The sequence below is a fragment of the Alteribacillus iranensis genome, from assembly GCF_900113025.1.
Lineage (GTDB): Bacteria > Bacillota > Bacilli > Bacillales > Marinococcaceae > Alteribacillus_A > Alteribacillus_A iranensis.
Window position 1 is genome coordinate 368,793 of sequence record NZ_FONT01000001.1, and the last position, 22,898, is coordinate 391,690.

The window sequence follows — 22,898 nt, forward strand, 5'->3', positions numbered from 1 at the left end:
GAGGGGCGTCATTTATGTTGCAACGTTTGTATGATTGGGTAGATGAACGCCTGGACATCACTCCCTTGTGGCGTGACATCGCTGATCATGAAGTTCCGGAACACGTCAATCCGGCACATCATTTCTCAGCGTTTGTTTACTGCTTTGGAGGATTGACTTTCTTTATTATCGTCATTCAGTTTTTGTCCGGGATGTTTTTGACAATGTATTACGTACCCGATATCGTTAACGCCTACGAATCAGTCAAATACTTACAAGGTGAAGTGGCATTTGGCATGATCGTGCGCGGGATGCACCATTGGGGGGCAAGTTTGGTCATAGTAATGGTATTTTTACATACATTACGGGTATTCTTCACTGGTGCTTATAAGAAGCCTAGGGAATTAAACTGGGTTGTCGGTGTACTTATGTTTTTCTTATTACTAGGTCTAGGATTTACAGGGTATTTATTACCTTGGGATATGAAAGCTTACTTTGCAACCGTAGTAGGACTACAGATTGCGGAAAGTGTGCCAGTCATTGGTGACCTAGCAAAAACTCTGCTAGCCGGGGATCCGGAAATCATTGGTGCACAAACTCTCACACGCTTCTTTGCGATCCACGTATTCTTCCTTCCGGGAGCTTTGCTTGGATTGTTGGCTGTTCACTTTATAATGATCCGCCGACAAGGTATCGCAGGACCACTATAATAGAAGCAGCACGTAAACATATTCGGATTAGCACACAAATAAGGAGGGAAACCGATGCAGCGTGGAAAAGGTATGAAATTTGTCGGGGATTCCCGTGTTCCTGCTGAAGGAAGAAAACCAAACATACCAAAAGACTATTCGGAATACCCCGGGAAAACGGAAGCCTTTTTTCCAAACTTTCTTCTGAAAGAATGGATGGTCGGGGCCGTATTTTTGGTCGGTTATTTATGCTTGACTGTTGCACATCCATCACCGCTTGAGCGGATGGCGGATCCAACAGACTCCGGTTATATTCCACTGCCGGACTGGTATTTTTTATTCTTGTATCAATTGTTGAAGTATGAATATGCATCCGGTGATTTTAACGTAATTGGGACGGTAGTTATTCCAGGGCTTGCTTTTGGTGCTTTATTATTAGCGCCATGGCTTGATAATGGCCCGGAAAGACGGGCATCACGCCGCCCTATTGCCTCTGCATTGATGTTTATCGGTGTTCTGGCTACTGTTTACTTGACATGGGAATCAGTGGAGAACCATGACTGGGAAGCAGCAGCAGAACAGGGTCAAATGCTTGATGAAGAAGAGGCTGAATTAGCAGATCAAGTCGATACAGAAGCAGATGGTTATCAAATTTATTCGGACCAAGGCTGTATTGCTTGTCACGGGGATCAGCTTCAAGGAGCAGGCTCTGCAGGACCACCTCTATTTGACACTCAGTATGACGTAGAAACGATTAAAGAAATTGCTGTTGACGGTATCGGTGAGATGCCTCCAGGTCAGTATGATGGAAGTGAAGAAGATCTGGAGACTCTTGCACAGTATATTGCGAACGGCGGCAGCCCTGACGGTGGAGACGAAACCGGAGGCGATGACGCTGAAGGTGAAGAGACTGCCGAAGACGGGGAAGCTGAAGAAGAAACGGAAGAATAATCATTCAAAAGTAGCTGTTCCATTTATTGGGACAGCTGTTTTTTTACGAATGAATATGTAGATGGGTGTGAGTAAAATTGGGCCTTATGATTCGCTTTTTAGGAATGCCAACGATGATTGCGGCATTGTTGATCGTTAATGTACTTGGTACCATCTACGGATATTGGTGGTATAAAGCGCAACTAGAAATAACTCCTCCTGTGTTTCTCATCTTCGTTCCTGATAGTCCAACGGCAAGCCTGTTTTTTTGTATTGTATTGTTTTTATTTTTATTGAAAAAAAACAATGGCCTGATCGAAGCATTGGCTTCTGTTACACTCATAAAGTATGGTCTGTGGGCTGTTGCGATGAATATTTCTGCCGGGATAGCCGGTGCGGAGCTGAGTTGGCAAAACTATATGTTGATCGCTTCTCATTTTGGTATGGCCTTACAGGCAGTACTTTTCGCTCCTTATTACAGAATTAAAAATTGGCAGCTGATCGTTGTGGCGCTTTGGACTGTTCATAATGACATCATTGATTATGTGTACGGTATGTATCCATGGGTGTCTTCTGCTATCGTCGATTCTATTGCCCACATCGGTTATTTTACGTTTTGGCTGAGTGTTTTCTCCGTCGCTGTCACTTGGTTTCTTGGAGCTAAAAAAGAGCGTACGATGTATTCTCTGCCTCATCAGCCAGGAAAGCTATCATAGCAGAACACGATACTTGAGAATAGCTTGGCATCATCGTTATACAGACAATGACACAATAAATAGAATTTCCCTCTCATCCTTCCGGTCTACTCTTGTCCGCTAAATCATAGAATAGGACAAGGAGATAGGAGGGGTTTTTTTATGAATGACACCGGCTGCAGTGTGTTGAAAAGTTGTAAATTCGTTTGTCGTGTCCTAGTCTGTGGCGGGCTAGTATTTATGCTTGGATTAGGACAAACTATAGCTGAAGAGACGAGTGAAACGACGAAATTAAATACGGTTGCTGAAAAGGCGAAAGTATTAGAGCAACTAATAAAAGACGGGGAATATGAAGAAGCGAAACAGATTTACAATTGGATGAAAGAACAGTGGCCAACGGTGAATTTTGAAGCCCATCAATTGAATGTTCATCAAATGGCTGAGCTATTGAGGGCATTTGAACGGACGAGTGAGTCTGTGACTAGTGTGGATGCAGCCCAGCATATTCGTCTCCGTTATGCGACTTCGTTTCGTTTAGCTTTAGACGCTGCTATCAGTGAACACCATCCATTATGGAAGAAATATGCCGAGCACTCATTAACGATACTTGATAAAGTAGAGGATCATCTCATGCAAGGTCAGAAAGAAGCCGCTTTACAAGCCTATCAGGAGTGGCGCCGTCAATTCGAAGTGATCCGTTCAGCTGTGTACATTGGTGAGGAAGAAGGATATGCTCCATTTGCATCGTACCTGAGCTATTTAGATAATCACTCCAAATGGATAGAAAAAGAGGACCCTCAAGACATTAAAGAATTAAGAAAAAAGGTAACCCAATTAATTAACGGGGACTATGAGAAGTCGAATGTAGATCCATCTTTATGGCTGGTTATTATTACGATTGGTAGTGTGATTGTCTCTTCATTAACTTACACGGGTTGGAAAAAATACAAAGGGGAGAAAAGCAGGCAGCAATTAAGAGACTGAAATTTTCAATATTTGATCATAAATCGTTGAGGCATCATCGTTGACTTTCTTTGACGTACTAAATAAAATAATAGAAGAGGATAATAAAAAGATTTCCAAGGAGGCAGGAAATGGGAATTTGGATCTTGTATATAGCCGCATTATTGATCATCCCCATTTGGGCACAAGTAAAAGTAAAAAAAGCGTACAATAAATATTCGAAAGTCACGAATTCTTCCGGCATGACAGGAGCGGAAGTCGCACGAAAAATTTTACAAGATAATGGAATTTTTGATGTTTCAGTAGAACCTGTGAAAGGTCAATTAAGTGACCACTATGATCCTAGAGCTAAGGTGGTTCGTCTGTCTGAAGATAACTATTATGGTCATAGTGTAGCAGGGCAGGCAGTGGCTGCCCACGAAGTTGGACATGCTATTCAAGACGCAGAGGATTATGCTTTTCTTCGTTTCCGACATGCTTTAGTGCCAGTCGCGAATTTAGGGTCGAACTTCTCCTTTTTCCTCATTTTAGGAGGGATTTTGTTCCAGGCAAGCGGTATGCTGTTGGCTGGTATCGTATTCATGGCGGCAGCCGTTCTGTTTCAACTTGTTACCTTACCTGTTGAATTCAATGCCTCAAATCGGGCGATGGAACAAATCGTCTCTACCGGTATCATCCGTAACGAAGAAGAGAGAGAAACCCGAAAAGTATTAGATGCTGCCGCACTCACTTATGTAGCTGCCGCATTAGTTGCTGTCTTAGAGCTTGTACGGTTTGTTTATATGTATTTCTTGATGAACGAAGAATAAAAAAAGAAAAGCGAAAGCGCCTAGCTCACGAGCGACAAGCACTGGAAGGACTTTGACAGAAGTCGCTTTTCGGCTTCTGCAAAGGCCTGAAGTGACCTCGAGCGAGTAGGCGCTGAAGCTAGACATCACTCCATGAATGCTTTCTTATCTTTCCGGAATAACTGCTCGGTCTATAAAAGGACGAGCAGTTTTTTTATTGTTTGGTTCTGGAATGATTATCTACGTAACTCGCAAAGGCTTTTTGTTTTCGTCCATCGTAAACCCTTCTCCCATAACGTCTTGGACATCATTGACAGTGACGAAAGCATGAGGATCCAGCTGTTCGACTACATTTTTCAGGCGAATTAATTCATTTCTGCCCACGACACAGTACAGCACTTCTTTTTCTGACCCAGTAAACGTCCCTTTTCCTTGCAAGAGAGTAGCCCCTCGTTCCATTTTTTTTAAGATCGCTTCCGAAATTTCTTCCGTATTCTCTGAAATGATAAAGGCAGCTTTTGCAGAATAAGCACCTTGCTGAATGACATCGATCACTTTAGAGGCGATAAACACCGCCAATATGGTATACATCATTTCTCGATAATCCAAATATATAAGAGAACTTATGATGACAAGGGAGTCAAAGACAAACATGGTACGCCCCATGCTCCAGCCAAAGTAATGAAAACCAAGCTTAGCGATAATGTCGACACCCCCGGTCGTTCCTCCGTATCTGAATACTATTCCTAACCCTGTACCGAGAAAGGCACCGGCAAATAGTGCTGCCAGCGTCATATCTTCATGCAAAGGAAGGTTTAGTAACGGGTAGTCCTGGAACAACCATAAAAATAATGAAATGCTTAATGTACCGATTACCGTATAAACGAAAACCGTTTTTCCAAGTAGCTTCCAACCGATGAAAAACAGCGGGATGTTTAATACTAAGTTAGATATGGCAGGATTTATAGTGAATATAAAATATAAAATTAATGTAATGCCTGTAAAACCGCCATCAGCCAAATTATTCTCCATGTTAAAATAAACGAGACCAAAAGACATAATGGCGGAACCGAGGATGATAAAAGCTATGTTTTTGGCATGTTTCCAGAGCAACATACAGGATCCTCCTTTTTTCCATCTATGTAGAGCTATTATAGAAAAAAGAAGAAGACGTAACAACTGTTCCTTTCAATTGTCAAACGAAATAGAATTCGATACGATAAGAAAGAAGGCGGGGATAAGATGAATTCAAAGTCCATGCAAGAGATGCAAAAAGAAGTAGATCATTATATTGGACAGTTTAAAGAAGGGTATTTCAGCCCGCTTGCCATGCTTGCAAGACTGTCTGAAGAAACAGGAGAACTGGCTAGAGAAATTAATCATTATTATGGCGAAAAGCCAAAGAAATCAACAGAATCAGAGAAATCCTTAGAACAGGAGATGGGAGACATCCTGTTCGTATTGATTTGTTTTGCAAATTCTCTACATATCGACCTGGATGAAGCGTTTGACTTAGTGATGGATAAATTTCGAACGAGAGATAAAGACCGTTGGACAAAGATAGAAACAGAAGGAGATGAAGAGTAATGGCAGAGAATATAATTCGAGTCGTGGTGGCAGGACCACGTGGGAAAATGGGAATGGAAGCGGTCAAGTTAGTGAATGAAACCGACCACTTTGAATTAGCAGCAGCAGTAGACTCTAAAAACGATGGTATCCAAATAAAAGACTTGGAAGGAATGCCTGATGATAAAGCGCCTGTTTTCGATGATTTGGAAAAATGTTTAGATCAGGTAGAGGCGGATGTGCTCGTAGACTTAACGACACCAGAAGCTGGAAAAAAACACCTCGGTATCGCTCTTGATCATGGTGTCCGCCCTGTTATCGGAACTACGGGCTTCAACGAAGAAGAAATTGAACAATCCCGTAAAAAGGCAGAAGAAAAAGGAATAGGTGCTATTATTGCTCCTAACTTTGCTGTCGGAGCTGTGTTAATGATGAAATTTTCACAAATGGCGGCTAAATACTTTCCAGACGTTGAAATCTTGGAAATGCACCATGATAACAAACTAGATGCACCATCCGGTACAGCCGCAAAAACAGCCGCTTTGATTAATGAAGTGAGAACACCGAAACAACAAGGTCATCCGGATGAAAAAGAAGACATGGAAGGAGCAAGAGGTGCTGAAGTGAACGGCCTTCATATCCACAGTGTCCGCTTACCTGGTTTAGTAGCCCATCAGGAAGTATTGTTTGGGGGAGCCGGTCAAACGCTAACCATCCGTCATGATTCAATAAACAGGCAATCTTTCATGCCTGGAGTCAGGCTTGCCGTGGATAATGTGGTGCGGTTAAAAACATTAGTATACGGTTTAGAAAACATTATGGAATAGGGGAGAGGCTTTTGAATATTGCACTCATTGCACATGACAAAAAAAAAGAAGACATGATCCGTTTTGTCCAAGCTTATAAACCTCTTCTCTCAAACCACGTTCTCCATGCGACGGGAACGACAGGTATGCGCCTGGAAACAGAAACAGGTCTTTCGATAAATAAGCATTTGTCAGGACCTCTCGGTGGCGATCAACAAATCGGTTCTCTTGCAGCTAGCGGGAAACTAGATTTATTGATTTTTTTCAGAGATCCATTGGAAGCGCAGCCGCATGAACCGGATATTACAGCTCTATTGCGTATTTGTGATGTACATAATGTACCCGCGGCAACCAATATGGCGACAGCTGAAGTACTCGTAAATGGTTTGGAACAAGGGTTAATGGACTTCAGAGATTTGTATGGCAGCGAGGGAGATGTGACATGACAAAGCGAACGATACTTGCTATCGGGGCCCATCCGGATGATGTAGAAATAGGAATGGGAGGGACCATCGCGTCCCACACAGCAGCTAGGGATACTGTGTATATTTGTAACTTAACAAAAGCAGAGCTTTCCTCGAATGGCACAGTCGAAAAAAGACAAAATGAGGCCTCAGATGCCGCTGCCATTTTACAGGTGGCTAAAAGATACCAGTTGTCCTTTCCTGACCGTGGATTATCAAAAGATCATACTGATTATCGCGCTTTGATCCAATTAATCAGGGAATTAAAACCAGACGTTATTTTTGCTCCCTATGAAATAGATCGGCATCCAGACCATGGACAATGCGGTCAGCTTGTCAGAGAGGCGCTGTTTGACGCAGGCATTCGCAGGTATCCTGATATAGAAGTTCCTGCTCATAAAACTCCATCGTTTTACTATTATTTTGTGAACGGATTTCACCAGCCAGATTTTTATGTAGATATCTCGAGGTGGCAGACCGATAAAGAAAAAGCTCTTCTCTGTTACCAAAGTCAATTTGTAAAAGATAAAAACAGTGTAGAGACGCCATTAACGAATGGATATATAGAACGTGTCAGATCAAGAGATATGTTGTTTGGCAGAGAAGCTGGAGTGCAGGCTGCTGAAGGATTTAAAGTTGATGCTCCATTTGTTTTTTCGTCGATTCCGCAAAGGAGAAGCTGATCATGAAAATAGGAATAACTTGCTATCCAACTGTCGGCGGCTCAGGTATAGTAGCCACTGAGTTGGGAAAATTATTGGCAGAAAAAGGGCACGACATTCATTTTATTTCGACAGCGTTGCCTTTTCGGCTGAATAAACCTTATCCTAATATCTATTATCATGAAGTAGAAGTAAATCAATATGAGATTTTTCAATATCCACCATACTCTCTAACACTTGCCAGTAAAATGGCTGAAGTGATTAAACGGGAAAAGCTGGATGTTTTGCATGTCCATTATGCCGTCCCTCATGCTGTTTGTGCTTTGCTTGCGAAAGATATGGTGGACGATGAAGTGAAAGTAGTGACAACCTTGCATGGCACAGACATCACTGTTTTAGGACACGATCCGTCTTTACAGGAAATTATTCGTTATGCGATCGATCGTTCTGATGAAGTAACGGCAGTGTCGAAAGCACTCGTTCAAGAAACACAAGACATGCTTCAAACGACGAAGCCTATCGAAACGATATATAACTTTATAGACGATAGAATATACTACCCGCGAGCGGTTGGCTCCGATTTAAAGAAAGCGTATGGGATTACCGACCAAGAGAAAGTAGTCATTCACATTTCTAACTTTCGGCCTGTCAAAAAAGTGCTCGATGTCATTGAAGCTTTTGCCGTCTTGAAAAAAGATTGCCCGGCTGTGCTTTTGATGGTTGGGGATGGGCCGGACCGGCTAAGAGCCTGTCAAAAAGCTGAAGAATTAGGCATAAGTGATCAAGTCCTTTTTCTAGGCAATCAAAAGAACATAGAGGATTATTTACATATTTCCGATTTGATGTTCCTCCTATCAGAAAAAGAAAGCTTCGGGTTAGCGGCCCTCGAAGCGATGGCGTGCGGGGTGCCTGTGATAGGTTCGAACGCTGGTGGGATTCCTGAAGTGATTACCCATGAAGAAGATGGTTACATTGTACCTGTAGGTGCTGCAGAACAAGCGGGACAGCTGGGAGCTGCTCTGTTAAATGAAGAAGAGACGTATAAATACTTCTCCACGAACGCGGTAAAACGGGCAAAGACAGTGTTTTCTTCAGAACGGATCGTGGAGCAGTATGAATCCATCTATAACCGATAAGGTGGTCTAGGATATGGACAGAGAGGCCTGGAAAATCGCGCAGCAATTCATTTCCTATTTTGATGAGAAAGGGTTTGCTTCTTACATTGTAGGAGGAGCTGTCCGCGACCTGCTCCTCGAGCGGGAAGTGAAAGATTTTGATGTGGTGACCAAAGCATCCGAATGTGAGATTGAAGCACTTTTTCCAAAAGCTATCCGGGCATCTCGTCGTTTCCCCATTTACATTGTCCGCTGGGATGATTGCCTGTTTGAAGTGACGCCGTTCCGGAAAGGGGCTGTCACTCTTATAGAGGATTTATCGAAGCGGGATTTTACGATGAATTCATTGGCAATGGATAAAAATGGGGAAGTCATTGATCCTCTTCATGGTTTACAGGATTTAGAACGTCAACGGATCAACGCTCACGATCCGGAAAAGGTTTTTACAGATGATCCGCTGCGTATATTAAGAGCCTTCCGGTTTCAATCTGAGTTCGGTTATACGATTGAAAAGAAGACATGGAAGGCGATGATTCAGCGATTAACAAAATTGCAGGAAGTGGCCAAAGAACGGATTCATGCGGAAGTAGGGAAGCTTTTATTAGGAGAATTTCATAAAACCGCCCTAACTCATTTTGAAGAGGCAAAGGTAGCTTCGTTTTTACCTGAAACGATGAAGACCTCTTCCCCTTCTACCATATCGACAACTTGGTACTTGATTCGCTTACGATCGGAAAATACCAGATGGGCAGCATTCCTTCTTCGTATGTATGGAAACGAGGCAGTTGCCAAAACTTCGGCATGGCGATTTTCCAATGATCAAAAACGCAACGTGCAATCCATTTTGAAAACGGTTCTCACATATTCGGAAGAGATTCCTTGGGGCCAGTATATGATTTACAAAATGGGGGAAGCCGCTTTGGATGCTGAAGCTGTACATCAGTGGCTTCATAACAAGGAAAACACAAATAGAATAACAGATGTGACACATGCTCTTTCGCAGTTACCTATCAGGAGTAAAAGGGATATGGCTGTGGATGGAAGAGATATTATCAACCATTTTGATTTCATAAAAAAAGAAAAAATCGGTCACTTGCTGGACTGTGCCGAGAAAGCTGTCGTACATGGTATCGTAAAGAATGAAAAGACGGCTTTACTGAAATATTTAAAGGAGAACTGCGAACATGAGAAGTAAATTATTACAGTTGCTAAGACAAACAAATGGTTATATCTCCGGTCAAGAAATTAGTAAACAGCTCGGTATATCCCGAACAGCTGTATGGAAGCATATGGAGGAATTGAGAAAAAATGGATACGAGCTTGAAGCAGTACCACGGAAAGGCTATCGGCTGTTGAATGACCCAAACCGGGCGGGGGAAGATGAAATAAAAGCAAAGTTACAAACGCAAACATTAGGACAAGAAATTATTTATAAAAATGAAGTCACCTCTACCCAAGAGGAAGCACACGAAGCCGCAAGAAAAGGAGCAGCCGAAGGAACGATCATTGTAGCGGACCGTCAGTTGAAGGGGAAAGGAAGACTGGGAAGAAAATGGGAATCACCCCCTGGAAGCGGGCTTTGGTTTAGCTTGATTTTACGCCCTCCTATTCCGCCACAGGAAGCTCCTCAACTAACATTACTAACAGCCGTGGCTGTCACAGAAGCGGTAACCGAAGCAACAGGCTTGCAACCGCAAATAAAATGGCCGAATGATATTTTGCTGAATGGGAAAAAAGTGGCTGGTATCCTTACTGAGATGCAGTCAGATCCTGATAGAATTCAAGCGGTGATTGTGGGAATTGGGATCAATATTAATCAAATGGAATTCCCAGAAGAGCTATCTGACATTGCGACTTCCTTAAAGCAAGAATCTGAAGGTACGACGTATTCAAGAGCTGACTTCATCGCGATACTATTATCCCGTTATGAATACTGGTATCATCATTATCTAAAGCATGGATTTCTAGATGTAAAAAAGAGATGGGAAGCTCTAACATTTACGATCGGTAAAAAAATCAAAGCGACCACCGTAACGAAAACCCTCATTGGCACGGCTGTAGGAATTACCGATGATGGGGTTCTTCTGTTAAAAAAAGAGGACGGAGAGATTGAACACATCTATAGCGCTGACATTTCATTATAGAGTAAATGTTTTCATGATCTCTCCATGAAACATATAGGATGAGGAAACTTTGACTTCCTTCTTCTACATCAAACATGAGTCTTTGCTGAAGGACTCATGATTTTTTCGGTTCTGAAGCCGATGAATTGTCAAATTCATATCGCTGGTTGGGGAAGCAAAAGAACTTCATGAAAAACGTGACACATACAAAGACGATACCTGTTTCACGCGGACAGTAAAATTTTGTTATACTTAAGAAGTCAGGCCATATCACATTTGAATGGCACTGACGAAAAAACATAAATGATAAAACGCCTTGATCCGAAAGGACAGGGACGGAGACGGAAGAGAAAACAGCTATCTGCTGCATGATCTTCTGCTTCTCCGAGAGGAGGAGGAAACGGATGAAAAACGTAGGTTCATTTTTGAAAATGAAACAGGACAGTGACCCTATTGCTATGATGACCGCTTATGATGCACCTGCTGCAAAAGCGGCGGCAGAAGCAGGGGTAGACTTAATTCTCGTAGGAGATTCCGCTGGCATGGTCGTTCAAGGGTATGATTCGACAATCCCTGTGACATTGGAGGATATGTTACTCCATTCGCGTGCTGCCAGACGAGGGGCTCCGGATACTTTTATCGTAACCGACCTGCCTTTTCTCACGTATGCCGGTGATTTTTCTGAGACGCTGGCTGCCGTGAAGAAGTTATTGCAAGACGCGGGCGTACAGGCGGTAAAAATAGAAGGAAGCGGGGAGACCTTTACGGTCATAGAACGTTTAACAGCAGCGGGTGTGCCGGTTATGGCTCATTTAGGACTCACCCCTCAATCTGTAGGTGTCCTAGGAGGCTATAAAGTACAAGGAAAAACAGAGCAAGCCGCTAACCAGTTAATTGATGAAGCGATAGAAGCTGAGAAGAGCGGGGCTTTTGCTCTTGTATTGGAATGTGTACCTTGGCAGCTTGCTGATCATATTTCGAATATATTAACCATTCCTGTGATTGGGATCGGGGCCGGCCATAAGACGGACGGCCAAGTGCTTGTTTACCACGATGTCGTAGGTTACACCGATGGATTTGTACCGAAATTTGTAAAACAGTATGCAAATGTTCAAAGTGTGATAAAAAAGGCATTAGAAGGCTATGTAGAGGATGTCAAAAGTGGTTCATTTCCAGAGGAGAGCCATGCATTTACTATGGATGAGGAAACTGCAGTCAAGCTCTATGGAGGAACACCAGCAAAATGAAATATGTAACGACGAAAGCAGAGTTGGAGGCGGAACGACTGAACTGGGAAAAAGACGGCAAAACAGTTGGTTTCGTCCCGACAATGGGTGCCCTCCATGAAGGGCACCTTTCCTTAATCAGGAAAGCGAGAACGGAAAATGACATGGTCATTGTGAGTATATTTGTAAATCCTCTGCAGTTTGGCCCAGACGAAGATTATGATGCGTATCCTCGTACCATCGACATGGACAAAGCACTGGCTGAAAAAGAAGGGACCGATGTCCTTTTTGTACCGCCAGTAGCTGAAATGTATCCTCAGCCACCCTATAATAAGGTCAGCGTCATAAAAGGAACAGATGTGTTATGTGGTAAATCAAGACCAGGACATTTTGATGGAGTAGCTACAGTTGTACTGAAGTTATTTTTGTTAACGCGACCGAATCGGGCTTATTTTGGTCAAAAAGATGCACAGCAAGTGGCTGTCGTAAAAAATATGGTGAACGATTTTCATTTACCAGTGGAAGTAATAGCATCTCCCACTATCCGTGAAAAAGACGGGTTGGCCATGAGCTCTAGAAATAAAAATTTAACTTCGGAGGAAAGAGAGGATGCAACGACGTTATTCTCTCATCTAAAAATAGCAGAAGACCGTTTACGTTCCGGTGAAACGAATATTACGGAATTGGAAGCAGAAATGAAGAGGTCTTTACATAACGCTACTTCAGGAACAGTCGATTATTTGGAGATATTATCTTTTCCCTCCTTAACGAAAGAGCTGAAAGATAAGCAAGTCATAATAGCGGCCGCTTTGCAGTTTTCAAAAGCACGCCTCATTGATAATATCATTATAGATATATAGAGGGATGTCTCATAAGTTACGTGTCTCTTCATTCCTTGATCCGTATCATTTCTCACGAGAGACGCATCCTTCTTTGGTAGTAAGAAAGCATATCTTCCTAATGTTAGCAAGAAGCAACGTCGTTTGCCTTCCTCTAAGGAGGAAACGTACAAATAGTTATGGAATAGCTGGGGTGAAATCATGCTGAATAAATATGTCATCATTGATACAGAGACAACAGGAAATGCTCCACAAAAAGGAGACAAAATAATCCAGATCGGAGCAGTCATCATCGAAGGAGATGAGATTACCGATACTTTTTCGACTTACATACAACCGTTTCAACATATACCTGTGTTTATTCAGCAATTAACTGGTATTTCTCAACAGGATGTAGAAGACGCGCCAGTCTTTTCGGAGGTTGCACCTCAGCTCCTCTCCATTTTGAAAGATGCTGTATTTGTAGCACATAATGTGTCGTTTGACTTAAATTTTTTAAATGAAGAGTTTAAGCAAGCAGGGTTTCCCGCTTTTCACGGTCCAGTGATAGATACCGTAGAATGGGCACGCATTTTATATCCTTCCGCTCCTGGATATCAGCTTTCTCAATTAGCTGATTGGTTAGACATTCAGCACCATAACCCTCACCAGGCTGACAGCGATGCTTTCGTGACAGCGGAGCTTTGGCTCAGATTGAAGCATAAAATCATGTCGCTGCCAAAAACGACGCGGAAGCAGTTACATTCTATTGCCCATGTGTTGGACAGTGATATCGGTCCTTTGCTATCCACCTCTTATGAACAAAAACAAGCTTATGCGATAAGAGAACATGACCTATTTCGCGGATTGGCCATAAAAAGGCAGGAAGAGAGGGAGACACCGGCTCATTATGAGTTAAAAGGAGAAAGTTCTTTTTTTGTGGAGGGAGGTCTCCTTTCCTCCGTCTGGGAAGATTACGAAAAAAGAGATGGACAAGTAAAAATGGCGGAAGCGGTAAAGACTGCTTTTTATGATCAAGAACATGCTCTGATAGAAGCGGGGACAGGTACCGGAAAAACATTGTCTTATTTAGTGCCGGCCCTTTACTTTGCCAAATCAACAGGAGAAAAAGTTGTCATCTCCACTCATACGATTACTCTTCAAGATCAGCTCATGTACAAAGAGATTCCTCTCTTACAAAAAACGCTTCCTTTCCCATTCAGAAGCGTACTGCTGAAAGGGAGGCATCATTATCTTTGTTTGAGAAAGTTAAAAGAGCTCTTAACCGTCTCCCCCTCTACGTATGAGGAAGCGTTAGGGCTTGCACAATCGCTCGTTTGGATTTTAGAGACGGACACAGGCGATGTCGAGGAAATTAACATTGCCGGCGGGGTAAGCAGCACCTTTTGGGAAAAAGTAAAAAGCGATGAAACGATATATATGGAGTCCTCCCGTCCCTGGCTGGAAAAAAACTTTTATCATCGCGCGAAAGAGAAAGCGAGACATGCGGATGTTATTATAACAAATCACGCCTTGTTATTTAGTGATCTCTCCAACAACAATGGGGTGCTTCCTCGAAGCAAATATGTGATTATAGATGAAGCTCATCATCTTGGTGAGTTAGCGTCTGTCTATCTTGGAAGAGGGATGGACTATTTTAGTATGAACCAAATACTAAATAAAATAGGTGTCCAAAAAGAATCAGGTTTATTTCATCGTTTAATGGTGTATGAACAGACCGATTACCATCATTTTTCAACATCCTGGTATCAAAGAAGACAAGATCATTTCCTCTTGATGAAATATGAAATAGACGAGTTGTTCCGGTTGGTGGCCCAGTCTTGTAAAAACAATACAGAAAAGAGCCGAACGGATGTCGGGCGTTTTTCTCTACGGTATTACCCATCGAAAATGAACAGTAGGGAATGGGTATATATTAGGGAATCTATGGAGCGATACACAGCCCTTTTACATGAGGAACGAATGGAGTGGGAACACTTTCACGACTATCTTTCTAACAAGGAAGATATCCATCAAAACGTGAAAGAAATTCTATCAGAATTCCACACCGCTTATGAAGCAGCATGGAGCGCGTGTGAGACCCTTGAGTCATTATTGTTGGAAGAGCGCCCGAATGAAGTATACTGGATAGAAAGTGACTATAAAGGGGCGGCGAATGCTGCTTATCTTTTAGCTCGACCGCTTGATGTGTCGGAAGTGTTAGCGGATCGTTTTTTTGCAAAGAAAAATAGTGTCGTGTTAACATCTGCCTCGTTAACAGTAAACAATTCATTCCGTTATATGATAGAGGAGTGGGGGTTGAACGATTTTGCTCCGATGACGCTTCGAATTCCATCGCCGTACCACTATGAAAAAAATGCTAAGTTACTCATCCCACAAGATATCGCAGCCATTAAAGATGGTGAAAAAGAGTTTATTCAAGAAACTGCAGAGTTCATTTATCATGCTGCTTCTATTACTCAAGGAAAAATGTTAGTGCTTTTTACATCTTTTCAGATGTTGAAAAAGACGTATTACCAACTAAAACATTGGGATGACACTGGCGAGTTTTCGATTATTGGGCAAGGTGTAAAGTCTGGCAGCCGCTCTAAGTTAATCAAAACGTTTAAACAGAATGAAAATGCAATTTTACTAGGTACCAATGCATTTTGGGAAGGAATAGACATTCCCGGTGAAGATTTACGGTGCATTATTGTCGTCCGGCTGCCATTTTCCCCGCCTGATGATCCACTCATAGAAGCAAAGATGGAGAATGTGAAAAAACGAGGAGGTTCACCATTTCAGGATGTGTCGCTTCCTCATGCGATCCTTCGCTTTAAACAAGGATTCGGAAGATTAATCAGGCATGAACAAGATAAAGGCACTGTGATTGTCTTAGATAAGCGGATAATGGAGTCCAATTACGGAAAAGAGTTTTTGGCTTCGATTCCACAACTACCAATTAGCTACGAACAGACAGATACTATATTAAATGAATTAGCGGACTTTTACTTGACTTAATATGAAAGGAAGACCTTTATGAAAAAGTGGGTATGGTGGAGCGGTGGGATTGCTATCGTTTTGGTGATTTGTTTGGTCACCGTTCTCTATATATCAGCCCGGTCAGTAATTGCTGAAGAAATGAAAACAGCAGAAAACATCATGCTGCAAAACGATGAAATCAGCACTGTTCATCAAGTATATTATTATTACGGTGATCAAGCGGTATACACAGGGTCTTCGGTGACGACAGAGGGAAATGAGGCCTGGGTATTTGTCATAGAAGACAACGTTGTCCGCATCATGAATAAAGAGGAAGGTATCAGTGTAGAGAATGCGGTACAACAAGTGAAAGAACAATTTTCACTACAGCAAGTCAGAAGTGTAAAGCCTGGTATAGAAAACGGTGAAGCCATTTATGAAATGACATTCGAGAAAGACGAGCGTTTACATTTCTACTATATTAAAATGAAAGATGGATCCTTTATAAAGCGCTATAGCATAAAGGAAACGTAAAGAAGTCATTGGTTCAACGTGGTCACCGATAAGAATCGCCCGCCATGATAAAATATAGAAGGAGACCAACCTTGAATTCAGTTCATCGTTTTACTACACTTAGCATATTGACTAACGAGCAGTGGAGCACCAGCGTTCAAATACAAGGAGGAACAAACATATGCAATTATCAAAAAGAGTCTCAACTTTAAGCCCGTCTCCAACACTTGCTATTACAGCAAAAGCGAAAGCATTGAAAGAAGAAGGGCATGATATTATTGGTTTGGGGGCAGGTGAACCTGACTTTAACACACCTGATTATATTATTGATGCCGCAGTAGCTTCGATGCGTGACGGATTAACAAAATACACTCCTTCCGGCGGTCTCCCTGGATTAAAAGATGCCATCATCGCTAAATTTAAGGAAGATCAAGGTCTCGAATATAGTCGAGAAGAAATTATGGTCGGTACAGGAGCGAAACACGTATTATATACGTTGTTCCAAGCCCTGTTAGACGAAGGGGATGAAGTCATTATTCCAACTCCATATTGGGTCAGCTACCCGGAACAAGTGAAGCTTGCTGGCGGAGAACCTGTATATATTAATGGATTGGAAGAAAATGATTTTAAAATTACTCCGGACCAACTTGAAAAAGCAGTCACAAGCCGAACCAAAGCTATTATTATTAACTCTCCAAGCAATCCAACTGGAAGTATGTATGAAAAAGAAGAATTGAAAGCGATTGGAGAAGCTGCGCTCAAACATAATTTAGTAATCGTGTCCGATGAAATATACGAAAAGCTTGTCTATGACGGGGCACAACATTATACCATTGCAGAGATTTCAGAAGATCTGAAAGAGAACACGGTTGTCATTAACGGTGTATCTAAATCTCATTCCATGACGGGGTGGAGAATTGGGTACGCAGCAGGCAGTCAAAAACTAATCAAATCGATGACTAGTCTGGCGAGCCACTCCACATCAAACCCAACTACAAGCTCTCAGTATGGTGCCATCGCAGCTTATACAGAAGACGATGGCTCAGTGGAGAAAATGAGAGAGTCCTTTGAAGAACGTTTAAACCGGGTATATGAAAAGCTCATTCAAATTCCTGGCGTTGCTTGTGTGAAGCCGAAAGGTGCCTTCTATTTATTCCCGAATGTAAAAGAGGCAGCGGATCGTTGTGGCTTCAACTCCGTAGATGACTGGGTAAAAGCACTGTTAGAGGAAGAAAAAGTAGCTGTCGTACCTGGAAGCGGGTTTGGAGCTCCAGACAATATTCGTTTATCTTACGCAACTTCGTTAGATTTACTGGAAAAAGCATTGGATAGAATAGCGAACTTCGTGAAAACCCATGCGAAATAATTAAATAAACATTACTCGGTTTTACTTCGTGTATAGAGAAGAATGATTAGAACGGAGAAGGGGCTTCTGCTGCAGCAGAAGTTCCTTCGTGTTATATAAGAAATGATGATTTGTGAAAAGGGTTGGAAAGGAGAACGACGGAATGGAGAGCACGAACATTATTCCTCTGTTACAATATGGCCACACGACGGTACCGAAACTTCTTTTAGATCATTATGCCAAAATTGGTTTAAAAGACAGTGAAATGATGCTTCTATTACACATCCATCGTTTCATTGAAGACAACCATCCTTTTCCAACTCCCGCGGAATTAGCGGATCGTATGTCTATTTCAGAAAGTAAATGTTCTGAAGTACTGATGAGTCTCATCAAAAGAAACTTTCTTAAAATGGATGAAAACCAAGATGACGATGCTGTCATGTTTGAGACATATTCGCTGTCCCCTCTGTATGAAAGAGTGTTGCAGTTGTATATCGGCTCAGAACAAGAAGAAGCAGCTGTCAGGAGAGACGGAGAGCTATACGAAATATTTGAACAGGAATTCTCAAGACCGCTGTCTCCGATGGAGTGCGAAACGATTAAAGTATGGCTTGACCAAGACAAATATGACCCTGATATCATTCAAGCAGCATTGCGGGAAACCGTTCTATCTGGCAAGTTGAACTTACGCTATATGGATAGAATATTACATGAGTGGCATAAAAATGGAGTCCGGACGACACACGATGCTAGAGAGTATAGTGAGAAATTTCGGCGTCATCAGCAAGCTAGCCGCCGTGAAAAAAAGGAAGCCATACCAAAATATCCTAATATTAATTGGTTAGATGAAACGTGACGAAGGAGAAGAAAGATGCTCACAAATAAACAGGTCTCTGAAGCTGTTACCATGATTGGAGAAATGTTTCCTGACGCAGAGTGTGAACTTCATCACTCCAATCCGTTTGAGTTATTAATTGCTGTTGTATTATCAGCCCAATGTACAGACGCACTTGTTAATAAAGTGACACCTGATTTATTCAACAAATATAAAACACCTGAAGATTATGTAGAGGTGTCTCAAGAGGAATTAGAACAGGACATTCGATCCATTGGTTTATATCGGAATAAAGCAAAAAATATTAAAAAACTTTCAAAATCACTGATTGAGCAATATAATGGGGAAGTACCCGAATCAAAAGAAGAATTGATGGAACTTGCCGGTGTCGGCAGGAAAACAGCTAATGTGGTGGCATCGGTTGCTTTTGGCGTGCCAGCTATTGCTGTAGATACGCATGTAGAACGGGTGTCGAAAAGGTTAGGAATATGTCGTTGGAAAGATAATGTTCGTGAGGTAGAAAACACTTTAATGAAAAAGGTTCCGAAAGAAGAATGGTCGGTCACACATCATCGCCTGATTTTTTTCGGACGCTATCATTGTAAAGCTCAGTCACCACAATGCCCGGTATGTCCACTTTTAGATATGTGCCGGGAAGGGAAAAAAAGAATGAAAAAGAGACAAGCTGCTATGGAATGATTGCTTTTCGGAGCAATAGTCTGGTACCATGCGTTTTTCCATTTGCAAGCAGCGAATAGGGAGAGGGAATAAGATGGAAAAAACGGAATTAATGACATCTTCTCTGTCTAGGTTACCGTTTTATGAAGAGGATGAGAAACGATTGCACATGCTCGATAAAAAAGCGGAGCATCCATTTTTCGAAGTCGCTTTTTGCGGACACTTTTCAGCAGGGAAATCGACATTGTTAAATGGATTGTTAGGTAATGAACTGCTGCCGACAAGCCCAATACCTACCAGTGCCAATATCATTTCTATTGTTAACGGTGAAGTGCGACTAGAAATCACAAAAGCCGATGGAGAAACACAGGCTTGGTCAGAAGAAATCCCTTGGGACCAAGCAAAACGCTGGGGGATGGATGGAGAAGCAGTACATGGGATTACTATTTCTGCTCCGCTTCCTTTTTTATCCAGTCATGGCAAGATTTTAGACACACCTGGTGTAGATTCAACCGATGACAATCACCAACGTGTCACGATGGATCAATTGTTAACGACTGACATGATTGTGTATGTCACTGATTATAACCATGTCCAATCGGAAACCAATATTCAATTTTTACAACAACTTTCTACCGAAAACAAGCCGATCCTTCTAGTGATTAATCAAATAGATAAGCACGATGACAAAGAACTAACACTTCAGTCCTTTGAAAATGCAGTACGTAATATGCTCGTTCAATATGGAATAAAGCCTCTTGAAATATTTTTTACGTCCATGAAGCATGAAGATCATCCATTTAACCAGTATGAAGAATTAGAGTATTATTTGAAATCATTAATATATCATAGCGATACGTTGCGTACGGATAGTTTACACCGGCTTGAAGAAGGAGCTGTTCTTCATCTTCTCGATAAAATAGAAGAGGAAAGATTAGAGGCATACGAGGAGTGGGAAGCATCTCTCGAACAAAAAGGAATTGATCCTGCCGATGTAAAGCAAAGTGAAACGTGGGCTCACTCACTTGAAAATGTGGAATCAGAAAAACAAGAAGCCGTGCAAAAGATATACAAAGAGAGAAACCAACTATTTCAAAACGCTCAGTTGTTCCCATATACAACAACAGAAAAAGCACGTTTATGGTTGGAGAGCCAGCAGAAAAAATTCAAAGTAGGTACTTTTTTTACAAAAGGAAAAACAGAAGCTGAAAAACAAAGAAGAACAGAGGCTCTGCTTGAAGAATTAAATGAAAAAATCAAAACTCAATTATTGTTCCATGTACGCTCTATGCTTATGGAGGCAGATCCCTCCTATCTAACCGATAAAGAGAAATATGAAGAACAAGCGCAGCAAATAGATTTCACTGCAGATGAAGCATTATTACAACGTTTTTCATCTGAGTCAGAAATAGATAGAAATTTTGTATTTACGTTTACAGAGAATGTAAGTGCTGAAATAATTAAAAATGTGAAACAGCAGACCGAGGAGCTGTTTCAAGAATATGAAAATACGATAACTGAGAAATTTCAAGAAAGAAAACAAGAGCTTGAAGATAAGTTAGAAGATTCTTCTATTTATCAGTCTTACCTTGATGAATGGAAACGGATAGAAGATAAACTAGAGGACAAAAAGCGAGTCAGTGAGGAATGGCTGAAAACACATGGGCGGACGAAGGATTTTATAAAATCATTAGAAGAGGCAGCAACCAATGGTTATCCCGAAGACTCGTCTGTACAAATTTATGTGTCTCAAGAAGAGGAAAGTGTTATCGCAGTAGAAGAGGATGCGGTAGTGCTGCCTGAAAAAGAGATCCAAACCGACGATTCTTTTTTATCATCCATTCGGAAGTATATAAAAGAATTTCAAGATCGCCCTGTTTTTATGGAAGAGAAAAAGGAGCTTTCGCGTCTGTTGGATCAGTATGACAACAATCATGCTGTCATTTCATTGTTTGGTGCGTTTAGTGCAGGGAAGTCAAGTTTTATTAACGCTATGCTGGGTGATATGACTTTGCCCGTTTCCCCGCACCCTACTACAGCGGCCGTGAATCGTATTAAAAAAGGAACCAAAGAGAATCCGGACGGTACGGTCATTATCCAAACAAAAAGTGAGAGCTTTTTAGATGAGGAAATTCAAGCCGTTGCGCGTGAATTGGGTAGCTCATTAACACTCTCATCCATTGAAGACTGGAAAAAACCGAATGGTAATCAATTGAACAGTTATCAAAAGACGTATACCGATTATTTATTTACGTTGCAACAAAGCATTCGTCGAAGAGTCGCTGAGCTAGGAAAAGAAATTAAAGTGTCTCTTACAGAGTTAAAAGAGTGGGTCGCACAAGAAGAAAAAGCTTGTATGATTCAGGAAGTAACGGTGTTTTATGACTGTGAATGGACGAAAAAAGGGTTAGAGCTTATTGATACCCCAGGTGTGAACTCCATTCACGGAAGACACACCAATGTAGCATTTGAGCATTTAAGGAAATCAGATGCCATCATTTACTTGACTTACTACAACCATGCTTTTTCGAAAGCCGATCAAGTGTTTTTACAACAACTTGGGCGAGCTAATGAAAACTTTGAATCGGACAAACTTTATTTCGTCATTAATGCAGCAGACTTAGCTAATAGTGCTCAAGAAAGAAATGGCGTGAAACAACACGTTCGCGACCAACTAGTAAGAAACGGAATAGAAGATCCGCGCCTATTCACGTTATCTAGTAAAGAAGGATTAAGAGCGAAACAACAGGATGAAGAGGCATCCGTAACCGGTCAGGCCTTTTTAGATTTTGAAGAATATTTCAGAATGACAACGTGGGATGAATTAAAGCTTCATCATCTCCAGAAAATCCAGGCACGTTGGGATAGCTTAACTAAACAAATGAAAGAGATGCTCACCGCCTTACGAAGTGATAAAGCGAACGTAGAGCGCATCTTGAAAAACAAAGAAGAAGAAGTTGCTGCTTTCAAAGTACGCATTGCTGCATTTGATACGTCGTCTGTGCTGTCCTCTCTCCGTGAAGAAATAGAGCAACAGAGCTCATTCTTGAAGGAGCGCACGGGCTTTATCATGCAAGATTACTTTTCACATGCGGTCAATCCGGCTGTTCTCTCGGGAACGACGAAAAAACAGCAGAAGTTACAATTGGAAGGAGCCTTGCAAGAAATAGAAGGATTTACGAGACAATATATTTCACAAGAACAAGAAACCATTTTCATTCGTCTCGAAGAGCTCATAAAACGGGAAACGGCAAAATATATGGAAACATTCCTTTCCAACCATCGAAGCGAGGAATTATCCATTTTTGCTCCTGACCTTCCTGTGGATTTGAGTGGAACATGGACGGTCCAAGATGATTTATCGATCGATAAAGACACCTTGATGTCCATGTTTAAATCAAATAAAGATTTCTTTGAAAACAGGAAAGTCCTCGATTTTAAGGAAAAGCTTACAGAACTTGTGCAGGGAAAGACTCATCAACTCGTCAGTACGTTCGAACAAGAGGCGCAAGCTTCCATCGAAACAAGTGTGAAAGAAATATCAGAGTTAGGGCGTACGTTATTGACAAAAGAAGCAGACAAAGAATTAGAAAAAGCGCAATGGATGCTTGATCCGTCTCGGGCTTCTGATTTGGAAGAAGAGTATTCGTATTTAAGCCAACGTTAAAGAATCCGGACGAGAGAGATCTCGTCTAAACCGGTTACCAAGCAACCAACCAAG

At 41.7% G+C, this 22,898-nt stretch carries 21 protein-coding genes; 20 read left to right on the forward strand and 1 reads right to left on the reverse strand.

Annotation, left to right across the window (positions count from 1 at the left end; genetic code table 11):
- Nucleotides 1-14 precede the first annotated feature (14 nt).
- The 5 genes from qcrB to BM095_RS01955 all read left to right on the forward strand — a co-directional run bounded on the left by qcrB (nucleotide 15) and on the right by BM095_RS01955 (nucleotide 4,065).
- A complete protein-coding gene (qcrB, locus tag BM095_RS01935; protein ID WP_091656648.1) occupies nucleotides 15-689 on the forward strand; it encodes a menaquinol-cytochrome c reductase cytochrome b subunit in 675 nt (224 codons plus the stop codon).
- Between the two features lie 54 nt (nucleotides 690-743).
- On the forward strand, nucleotides 744-1,619 hold the full coding sequence (locus tag BM095_RS01940) for a menaquinol-cytochrome c reductase cytochrome b/c subunit (RefSeq protein WP_091656650.1): 876 nt from the start codon (nucleotides 744-746) through the stop codon (nucleotides 1,617-1,619).
- Nucleotides 1,620-1,705: 86 nt separating this feature from the next.
- Nucleotides 1,706-2,314 carry a DUF1405 domain-containing protein gene (locus BM095_RS01945; RefSeq protein WP_091657835.1) on the forward strand — a complete coding sequence of 203 codons (609 nt, stop codon included), beginning with the start codon at nucleotides 1,706-1,708 and terminating at the stop codon, nucleotides 2,312-2,314.
- A gap of 141 nt (nucleotides 2,315-2,455) precedes the next feature.
- Nucleotides 2,456-3,277: a sporulation protein YpjB gene (locus BM095_RS01950; protein WP_091656654.1), complete on the forward strand. Its 822-nt coding sequence runs from the start codon at nucleotides 2,456-2,458 to the stop codon at nucleotides 3,275-3,277.
- Nucleotides 3,278-3,387: 110 nt separating this feature from the next.
- Nucleotides 3,388-4,065: a zinc metallopeptidase gene (locus BM095_RS01955; RefSeq protein ID WP_091656657.1), complete on the forward strand. Its 678-nt coding sequence runs from the start codon at nucleotides 3,388-3,390 to the stop codon at nucleotides 4,063-4,065.
- Nucleotides 4,066-4,284: 219 nt separating this feature from the next.
- Here BM095_RS01955 and BM095_RS01960 read toward each other — a convergent pair whose 3' ends face one another.
- Nucleotides 4,285-5,160 carry a YitT family protein gene (locus BM095_RS01960; protein ID WP_091656659.1) on the reverse strand — a complete coding sequence of 292 codons (876 nt, stop codon included), beginning with the start codon at nucleotides 5,158-5,160 and terminating at the stop codon, nucleotides 4,285-4,287.
- A gap of 126 nt (nucleotides 5,161-5,286) precedes the next feature.
- On the opposite strand from BM095_RS01960, the gene BM095_RS01965 reads away from it, so the two are divergent.
- The 15 genes from BM095_RS01965 (at nucleotide 5,287) to BM095_RS02035 (ending at nucleotide 22,844) form a co-directional block, all read left to right on the forward strand.
- Nucleotides 5,287-5,631: a nucleotide pyrophosphohydrolase gene (locus BM095_RS01965; RefSeq protein ID WP_091656662.1), complete on the forward strand. Its 345-nt coding sequence runs from the start codon at nucleotides 5,287-5,289 to the stop codon at nucleotides 5,629-5,631.
- Entirely contained in the window at nucleotides 5,631-6,437 is an 807-nt protein-coding gene (gene dapB / locus BM095_RS01970) for a 4-hydroxy-tetrahydrodipicolinate reductase (protein WP_091656664.1), read from the forward strand. Before BM095_RS01965 ends, dapB begins: the two co-directional genes overlap by 1 nt.
- A gap of 11 nt (nucleotides 6,438-6,448) precedes the next feature.
- A complete protein-coding gene (gene mgsA / locus BM095_RS01975; RefSeq protein ID WP_091656667.1) occupies nucleotides 6,449-6,862 on the forward strand; it encodes a methylglyoxal synthase in 414 nt (137 codons plus the stop codon).
- Complete coding sequence (bshB1, locus tag BM095_RS01980; RefSeq protein ID WP_091656669.1) at nucleotides 6,859-7,563, forward strand: bacillithiol biosynthesis deacetylase BshB1; 705 nt, start codon at nucleotides 6,859-6,861, stop codon at nucleotides 7,561-7,563. The genes mgsA and bshB1 overlap by 4 nt, the downstream gene beginning before the upstream one ends.
- The gene (bshA, locus tag BM095_RS01985; protein ID WP_091656672.1) at nucleotides 7,560-8,678 is read left to right on the forward strand and encodes an N-acetyl-alpha-D-glucosaminyl L-malate synthase BshA; all 1,119 of its coding nucleotides are present in this window, start codon (nucleotides 7,560-7,562) and stop codon (nucleotides 8,676-8,678) included. Before bshB1 ends, bshA begins: the two co-directional genes overlap by 4 nt.
- Nucleotides 8,679-8,691: 13 nt before the next feature.
- Nucleotides 8,692-9,852, forward strand: coding sequence for a CCA tRNA nucleotidyltransferase (locus tag BM095_RS01990; RefSeq protein ID WP_091656674.1), 1,161 nt, complete (start codon nucleotides 8,692-8,694; stop codon nucleotides 9,850-9,852).
- On the forward strand, nucleotides 9,842-10,801 hold the full coding sequence (locus BM095_RS01995; protein WP_091656677.1) for a biotin--[acetyl-CoA-carboxylase] ligase: 960 nt from the start codon (nucleotides 9,842-9,844) through the stop codon (nucleotides 10,799-10,801). Before BM095_RS01990 ends, BM095_RS01995 begins: the two co-directional genes overlap by 11 nt.
- A 383-nt stretch (nucleotides 10,802-11,184) precedes the next feature.
- The gene (panB, locus tag BM095_RS02000; protein ID WP_091656679.1) at nucleotides 11,185-12,027 is read left to right on the forward strand and encodes a 3-methyl-2-oxobutanoate hydroxymethyltransferase; all 843 of its coding nucleotides are present in this window, start codon (nucleotides 11,185-11,187) and stop codon (nucleotides 12,025-12,027) included.
- Nucleotides 12,024-12,866: a pantoate--beta-alanine ligase gene (gene panC, locus BM095_RS02005; protein WP_091656682.1), complete on the forward strand. Its 843-nt coding sequence runs from the start codon at nucleotides 12,024-12,026 to the stop codon at nucleotides 12,864-12,866. The genes panB and panC overlap by 4 nt, the downstream gene beginning before the upstream one ends.
- Before the next feature lie 180 nt (nucleotides 12,867-13,046).
- Complete coding sequence (gene dinG, locus BM095_RS02010) at nucleotides 13,047-15,845, forward strand: ATP-dependent DNA helicase DinG (protein WP_091656684.1); 2,799 nt, start codon at nucleotides 13,047-13,049, stop codon at nucleotides 15,843-15,845.
- Nucleotides 15,846-15,863: 18 nt separating this feature from the next.
- Nucleotides 15,864-16,340: a hypothetical protein gene (locus BM095_RS02015; RefSeq protein WP_091656687.1), complete on the forward strand. Its 477-nt coding sequence runs from the start codon at nucleotides 15,864-15,866 to the stop codon at nucleotides 16,338-16,340.
- A 160-nt stretch (nucleotides 16,341-16,500) separates the two neighbouring features.
- Nucleotides 16,501-17,685 carry a pyridoxal phosphate-dependent aminotransferase gene (locus BM095_RS02020; RefSeq protein ID WP_091656689.1) on the forward strand — a complete coding sequence of 395 codons (1,185 nt, stop codon included), beginning with the start codon at nucleotides 16,501-16,503 and terminating at the stop codon, nucleotides 17,683-17,685.
- 142 nt (nucleotides 17,686-17,827) lie between these two features.
- Nucleotides 17,828-18,520: a DnaD domain-containing protein gene (locus BM095_RS02025; protein WP_091656692.1), complete on the forward strand. Its 693-nt coding sequence runs from the start codon at nucleotides 17,828-17,830 to the stop codon at nucleotides 18,518-18,520.
- A gap of 15 nt (nucleotides 18,521-18,535) precedes the next feature.
- On the forward strand, nucleotides 18,536-19,198 hold the full coding sequence (nth, locus tag BM095_RS02030; RefSeq protein ID WP_091656695.1) for an endonuclease III: 663 nt from the start codon (nucleotides 18,536-18,538) through the stop codon (nucleotides 19,196-19,198).
- Nucleotides 19,199-19,271: 73 nt separating this feature from the next.
- Nucleotides 19,272-22,844 (forward strand): dynamin family protein, encoded by a 3,573-nt coding sequence (locus BM095_RS02035; protein ID WP_177194654.1) that lies wholly within the window; start codon nucleotides 19,272-19,274, stop codon nucleotides 22,842-22,844.
- Nucleotides 22,845-22,898 lie beyond the last annotated feature (54 nt).

Bases quoted from the DNA above. Each gene is read 5' to 3' on its own strand.
- qcrB (WP_091656648.1), top strand. From the start codon at position 15: ATGTTGCAACGTTTGTATGATTGGGTAGATGAACGCCTGGACATCACT.
- BM095_RS01940 (WP_091656650.1), top strand. From the start codon at position 744: ATGCAGCGTGGAAAAGGTATGAAATTTGTCGGGGATTCCCGTGTTCCT.
- BM095_RS01945 (WP_091657835.1), top strand. From the start codon at position 1,706: ATGATTCGCTTTTTAGGAATGCCAACGATGATTGCGGCATTGTTGATC.
- BM095_RS01950 (WP_091656654.1), top strand. From the start codon at position 2,456: ATGAATGACACCGGCTGCAGTGTGTTGAAAAGTTGTAAATTCGTTTGT.
- BM095_RS01955 (WP_091656657.1), top strand. From the start codon at position 3,388: ATGGGAATTTGGATCTTGTATATAGCCGCATTATTGATCATCCCCATT.
- BM095_RS01960 (WP_091656659.1), bottom strand. From the start codon at position 5,160: ATGTTGCTCTGGAAACATGCCAAAAACATAGCTTTTATCATCCTCGGT.
- BM095_RS01965 (WP_091656662.1), top strand. From the start codon at position 5,287: ATGAATTCAAAGTCCATGCAAGAGATGCAAAAAGAAGTAGATCATTAT.
- dapB (WP_091656664.1), top strand. From the start codon at position 5,631: ATGGCAGAGAATATAATTCGAGTCGTGGTGGCAGGACCACGTGGGAAA.
- bshB1 (WP_091656669.1), top strand. From the start codon at position 6,859: ATGACAAAGCGAACGATACTTGCTATCGGGGCCCATCCGGATGATGTA.
- BM095_RS01990 (WP_091656674.1), top strand. From the start codon at position 8,692: ATGGACAGAGAGGCCTGGAAAATCGCGCAGCAATTCATTTCCTATTTT.
- BM095_RS01995 (WP_091656677.1), top strand. From the start codon at position 9,842: ATGAGAAGTAAATTATTACAGTTGCTAAGACAAACAAATGGTTATATC.
- panB (WP_091656679.1), top strand. From the start codon at position 11,185: ATGAAAAACGTAGGTTCATTTTTGAAAATGAAACAGGACAGTGACCCT.
- panC (WP_091656682.1), top strand. From the start codon at position 12,024: ATGAAATATGTAACGACGAAAGCAGAGTTGGAGGCGGAACGACTGAAC.
- dinG (WP_091656684.1), top strand. From the start codon at position 13,047: ATGCTGAATAAATATGTCATCATTGATACAGAGACAACAGGAAATGCT.
- BM095_RS02015 (WP_091656687.1), top strand. From the start codon at position 15,864: ATGAAAAAGTGGGTATGGTGGAGCGGTGGGATTGCTATCGTTTTGGTG.
- BM095_RS02020 (WP_091656689.1), top strand. From the start codon at position 16,501: ATGCAATTATCAAAAAGAGTCTCAACTTTAAGCCCGTCTCCAACACTT.
- BM095_RS02025 (WP_091656692.1), top strand. From the start codon at position 17,828: ATGGAGAGCACGAACATTATTCCTCTGTTACAATATGGCCACACGACG.
- nth (WP_091656695.1), top strand. From the start codon at position 18,536: ATGCTCACAAATAAACAGGTCTCTGAAGCTGTTACCATGATTGGAGAA.
- BM095_RS02035 (WP_177194654.1), top strand. From the start codon at position 19,272: ATGGAAAAAACGGAATTAATGACATCTTCTCTGTCTAGGTTACCGTTT.